Here is a 5,010-nt window from a genome sequence, read left to right as displayed (position 1 = left end):
CGCTGATCGATGACGAAGTCACCCCTAGAACCAGGCCGTGGTCCAGTGGATCGGCGTTCATTCGTGCGTCCAGCGCAGCCGCGGCGAAGCGGAACGACTCGGCGCTTGCTGAACGCGGTGCGACACGGACGGGGAGCGCCGACTTGATACCTTCGTGCCGGAAGTTTGGGATTTCGGCGATGAGCGGGGCGGCGAGAACCGGCTCGGGTTCGTTCTTGGAGGAGAACACGCGATTGCGCAGCGTGAGGCTGTAGGCCAGAGATGCGGCCGCGACAAAGCCCACCAATCCGCCCATCACGGCGAGTTTGCTTTGGTTAGAAGGCAGTTGACGGGCACCCTCGGCTTTGGTCGAAATTGTCACCCCGTCGCCGAGCAGCAGACGATCGATCTCACGGGTTTCCCGGCGCTCCTCAAGAGCTTGTGCTCGGTCGATCAGTCGTGTTTGCCGTTGCAGCAGATCTACCAGTACGGAGTCCGCTTGCGTGAGACGTTGGATGGACGTGATCGTTGAAATCTGGCCATTGATGTCCGCCACCTGCTGGCGTAGTTCGGACCTCAGCTCTGGATCTGACTCCACCAGAAGTGCGTCATACAACGTGAGTAGCCGGGGCACCGAGTTTGCCAAGAAGACCTCTAGTTCGGTTGTCTGGGCGTTTGGAATATTGGTGATTGCAGCGATGCTTCGCTGGTTGTCATCGATCTGCTGGTTGAGTTCCGCCACGCGGTCGTCAAGGACTTCAACCGAGTCTGCAAACGTCGTCTGAAACTCCTCTTTGAGAAGGTCTCGGTACGCAACAACGATGGCGTTCGCGCTCGCTGCGGCCTCGAGCGCAGTATCAGCGTGCAGTACGATGAAGACAAGGCTCGACCCCTGCGAGTTAGAAACGCTGAGGCCCCGCGCGATGTCAGATGGAGTTAAATCGATGCCGTCGACTCCCGAAGCGAGAGATGCGGCGCGGTTAGCGATCTCCGACGAGCGAAGGATCTCGATCTGGTCACTGACGTAGTCCGTGCGACGAATCGCTCCTCCGGAGTCGAAGAGAATCGAAGCTGTGGGGTCTTGCACAGACATCGTTGCCTGTGCTTCATAGCGCTCGACATACGTCGACGTAGCGTAGAAAATCGCCGCTGCCACTCCCAGCACGGTTGCGAATAGGACCAGCCACCGGTATCTGAGAACAGCAGCGGTCACGGTCGGTTCGAGAGGACGATTCGTATCGAAAGTTTCCATGACTCCACATCGTTGGATCGCTGACGAAGGGTAGCTACGGTCCAATTGTTCGGAAAGCCAGCCACCGACTTTTACACTATCGGGTATCCTGGACCGAGTCTTGACGAATCAGTCGGAGTTCATCTGCTCGGCTCGCCGGCCGATGATCCCGACACTGGAACAAGAGCGGGTGAGGTGGTCTTGACAGAGGTAGAGCCGTTGCTGATCGACTTGGCAGTGGGACGCAAACCGCGTGCGGCTCGTGATCCTGCCGCTTTGGTGGCTGCCGCCGCCGATCAGCGCATGCTCGGTCTATTGTGGCAGGCCACGCGTAGCGGCGATGTAGCGCTCGACGAAGTACAGAAAAAGCGCATCGCGATCGGCCAGGTCCGATCCCGCTCCAGGGAAGCGAAAATCGTTGCGGTTCTGCCAAAGGTGCTTGAGATTGCGCGGTCGATCGACGTTCGGCTTGTTCTCTTTAAAGGCGCGGCACTCGAATACCAGCTCTACAGAGTTTCTGGGTTGCGGCCGTACACCGATCTCGACATCGCGGTGGCCCCGGAGTCGAGAGCACGATTCGGAGAACTCGTTGAGCGCCTCGACCCCGCCCACTCTCTGGCGAACAACGCCCAGCGTCTCTCCGACGCAGGTGTTCTTGATTCGATCGACATCCAGCTTGATGGTGTGTGGATCGATCTGCATGTCGACCCGTTCAAGGTCGGGCTGGAACTACGTGAACCGGACCTCGTGTGGGACTCCACCGAGGTCGTTGACATTGCTGGTATTGATGTCGAGGTGTTCGGTCTCGAGGCGGCAGCGCTCCAAATGATGCTGCACGAGCTGAAGGACCGGTTCTCTTTCCTCATCGGCCATTGCGATCTTTTGCGACTTTGCACCGATCCGAAATTGGATCGTGAACTGCTCCAAAAGATGATCAGCGCCCAAGGCTACAGCTCGCTTTTCACGTTCGTGATGGATGTGGTCGAGGACGACCTTGCACAGGTGATCCACCCGACGAAAGCAGTTCGCGGCTGGCGGCATGTCGTTGCCCGGCGTGTGTGGCCGTCCCACATCCGGTTGGGTGGTTCCCAAGGCAGGGTTGATCACCATCGTCGCCAACAATTCATTCCGTTTCTGGCGACTGGCCGAGTTCTTGAAGCGCTGAGATGGTGGCGTCACGTCGTCTTCCCATCAACGGTAATGCTTGTCTATTGGGGTGAGCAGCTGCACCCACATCATCCGAAGCTACGCGGGCCATATTTTTGGAAACTACTTAGCCGTCGCAGGTATCTCCGACGGGATCGTCGCTCCGAGGACGTTTAAACAAGGCGGTCCGTTTGCACCGCACCAGTGGTTCAACCGTCGAAGCCGTTAGCGGGGAGCACGCGACCTTCACTGTCGTTGCCAAAGTCGTTCCACGTTGCAAAGTCAAAAACTTCCCCGCGCCAGCGGAAATATCGTTCGACATCCACATAGTATGTGTTCGACTCGAAGCGGTTGCCCCATTTCGAAAACACCGCCTCGACGCCGATGTCTTGCCCGATGCCGGTCGAACCTTCAGTCGCCACGATGATGTTGTCGTGAACGAAGAGATCTCGTAGTTCGCGGTCACCATACGCACCGCTTCCGCGGTCCTGTTGAATTCCGACGATGCCGAGGCGATTGTCCCTTACTACGTTGCCGGTGACTTCGACATCGCGCGAATGAGCTATCAGAATCCCGGCTCCATACAGCCATTGCGTCCAACCGAACCCGTTGCCCGACACCGTGTTGTCCTTGATGACAGCCCGATAGCTGATCTCATGAAATATCCCGGGTCCGAAGTTATTCTCCACGAAGTTGCTCGCAATCGTCACGTCGATGTTGTCAATGTCGGTCCAAATCCCGGGTCCGAAATTGTCGCGCACGACGTTTCTTTCGACCGTCAGGCGGGTCTGCGTGGTGAGTTTCATCCCCCCGGTTTCAAATCCTTGGACGAATCCGAGCGTCGTATTTCCGTAGACCTCGTTGTCGCGAATGATATTGTCGAATCCGCCAGGCCCGGTCCCGATGCCAAGCTGGCCGTTGCTGTGTACACGATTCTGCTCGACGACGTTGGCAGCGCCGATCTTGATGCCGACTCCGTGGTTGTAGCGGACCTCGTTGTTCGCAATACGCCACCGCATTCCGAGGTCAGTGTTGCTCTTTGCTTGGATCGCACCGGATTGCGCCGGATTGGCGTATTTTTCGATCACGAAACCGTCAATAGTCACGTCCGACGCTGTTCCAAAAAATGCGAACTCCGTCGTTGTGAGTTCGACCATGCGACCGTTAGGGTCGTCTCCAATGGTGAGCGTCCCCGTTTCGTAATCGAGATGAAAGGTGCCGGGTTCGACGTCGGCGACGTCTTCTACCTGTCGCGAGAGGACCGAATCGATGTAGACGTCTTCTGGTCGTGAGCACATTGGGAAGTCGTCTTTGCAATTGCCATGGACGCGCCCCTGGGCCGTTATACCGGTCGCCACCCAAAGATTTCCACTCCGGCTGAAGGCACTTATAGGCGTCGACCCGTTGAGGATCGCACCCGGTTGGGCGAAGAACGACGTTGAGTCTTTGGGACGAATCGAAAGGTTTCTGTAGATGCCCGGCGCGAATACGAAACTCGCCCCCCCAGGGGACTCGGCGACAACCGCTACGACATCCATGCCTGGGGAGAGTTGGATCGCATCGTTGGGAGGCGCGCTAACCGGAACCCGCGTGGTCGCGGACGGGGTCGATACGGTTGACGGGCGTATGGTCGTCGTTGAATCGAGCGTAACTGTCGGAGAAGACGGGGTTCCGGTGCACGCCGCTGCAATTACGGCGATCGCCAGAACGACCACCGTCGGCCTGCTTATGGTCCACATAGCGCAACGCTACTCGCTCACGGCAGCTAGCCCCCAACCAGACCTCTACCCAAGGGCCCGTCGAAGGAAGGCTGCCATCTGGCCCCTGGTCACGTCGCTGTTCGGGCAGAACCGGTCGTTTGTCGGCGGATTGCAGCCCTTGGTGACACCCGCGGTAGCCAGCTTATCGATCTCCAACTCGAATTCAGAGGTGTCATCATCGACAAACAAATCGCCGCCGCCATCATCACTGTACCCCAGGGCCCGGCTGAGAAACGCCGCCATCTGACCTCGCGTTATGAAGTCTGATGAGCAGTACTTCGTCCGATCGGCGGTGCAACCGGATGTTATGCCAGCAGCAGCAAGCCGGTTGATGGCGCCCTCGAAGGAAGACCCGTCGTCGTCTGTGAAGTAATTCTGTGATGTCGCTGGAAGGTTGAGAGCCCTGTCGAGAAACGCGGCCATCTGACCACGGGTTACCCGATCATCCGGACAGAATCGCGTATTTGTTGGCGGATTGCACCCGTTCGTAATCCCCTGATCCGCCAGCCACTCGATGTCCGATTCGAATACGCTGTCCGTCGTATCCGTGAAGGTTGCGGAGCCGCCGCCATCTCCTCCGCCACCGCCGCCAGGACCGGTCCAACCCTGGCCCTCTGATGGCAGTATCGGCATGACAAACAAACTACGGCGGAGCCAGATTCCCGCTTGGTCGTTGTTGTTCGATTGCCATTGCGATCTCGACATGGCCGAATACTTCCATCGGTAGTACTTGGCGTTCAGGTTGTCGAAGTAGTAGGTATTGTCGTAAAATTTATTGCCCCAGCTGGTGAAGATGTTGTTGTTGGAGGATCCTGATCTTCCAATGCCGGTTTCGCCCCAGGATGACACGATGATGTTGTCGTAGACCTTGAGGTTGCGGACCTCGTGGGTTCC

4 protein-coding genes are annotated in these 5,010 nt (G+C 57.8%); 1 reads left to right on the top strand and 3 read right to left on the bottom strand.

Annotated features, from left to right (window positions below; genetic code table 11):
• On the bottom strand, positions 1-1,231 hold a 1,231-nt coding region (locus IIC71_14975; protein MCH7670483.1), incomplete at its 3' end, for a hypothetical protein.
• Between the two features lie 180 nt (positions 1,232-1,411).
• Here IIC71_14975 and IIC71_14970 point away from each other — a divergent pair.
• Complete coding sequence (locus IIC71_14970) at positions 1,412-2,533, top strand: nucleotidyltransferase family protein (protein MCH7670482.1); 1,122 nt, start codon at positions 1,412-1,414, stop codon at positions 2,531-2,533.
• Between the two features lie 32 nt (positions 2,534-2,565).
• Here IIC71_14970 and IIC71_14965 read toward each other — a convergent pair whose 3' ends face one another.
• Positions 2,566-3,894 carry a right-handed parallel beta-helix repeat-containing protein gene (locus IIC71_14965; protein MCH7670481.1) on the bottom strand — a complete coding sequence of 443 codons (1,329 nt, stop codon included), beginning with the start codon at positions 3,892-3,894 and terminating at the stop codon, positions 2,566-2,568.
• A gap of 246 nt (positions 3,895-4,140) precedes the next feature.
• On the bottom strand, positions 4,141-5,010 hold an 870-nt coding region (locus IIC71_14960), incomplete at its 5' end, for an S-layer homology domain-containing protein (GenBank protein ID MCH7670480.1).

It is taken from the genome of Acidobacteriota bacterium, from assembly GCA_022562055.1.
In the GTDB taxonomy this organism is placed as follows: Bacteria; Actinomycetota; Acidimicrobiia; order Spongiisociales; family UBA5794; genus BMS3BBIN02.
The sequence above is the reverse complement of the archived record's forward strand: the minus strand, read 5'-3'. Positions and strand labels throughout refer to the sequence as shown.

What these genes read in the sequence shown, in the direction of transcription:
- IIC71_14965 (MCH7670481.1), bottom strand. Translation starts at nt 3,894, where the DNA reads ATGGATGTCGTAGCGGTTGTCGCCGAGTCCCCTGGGGGGGCGAGTTTC.